This window comes from Gorillibacterium terrae (genome assembly GCF_051594785.1).
Classification (GTDB): domain Bacteria; phylum Bacillota; class Bacilli; order Paenibacillales; family NBRC-103111; genus Gorillibacterium.
In genome coordinates, this window is sequence record NZ_JBPPGI010000024.1 from 1 (window position 1) to 571 (window position 571).

The 571-nt window shown below is 56.6% G+C and carries 1 protein-coding gene; it reads right to left on the reverse strand.

All coding sequences use genetic code 11. The annotated features are described in order from the left end of the window. Positions 1-464 (reverse strand): flagellin N-terminal helical domain-containing protein (locus tag ACSEXS_RS22640; protein WP_500796486.1); only part of this gene is annotated, 464 nt, incomplete at its 3' end. Positions 465-571: the final 107 nt, after the last annotated feature.

The window sequence follows — 571 nt, forward strand, 5'->3', positions numbered from 1 at the left end:
TTGATAACCTGGTTGCTGTTGGCTCCCACTTGAAGCGTCGCATTGAAGGAACCACCCAGCAAGTTCTGGGTGTTGAACTGCGTGTCCGTGGAAATCCGATCGATTTCCGACATCAGCTGGTTCAGTTCCTTCTGCAGTTCGGCCCGGTCGTCCGTCGTATTCGTGTCATTCGCGCCTTGGACGGCCAGTTCCCGCATACGCTGCAGGATGCTGTGCGTTTCGTTCAGTGCCCCTTCCGCCGTTTGAATCAGCGAGATACCGTCCTGCGAGTTCCGCGTTGCCTGGTCAAGACCGCGGATCTGTCCGCGCATTTTTTCCGAGATCGCAAGACCTGCAGCGTCGTCGCCCGCACGGTTGATGCGCAGACCGGAAGACAGCTTTTCAATCGACTTGCTCTGTGCGGCCGTATTCGCCGTCAACTGGCGGTGCGTGTTCAAGGCACCAATGTTATGGTTGATTCTCATCGTTATTACCTCCATGTGTTTGGGTGTAGGTCCACATCCGTGTGGGCCCTGTTCGGCGGTTCCGCAGGGTCGGCCGCCCCTGAGAATCGCTTATACTACCTATATCG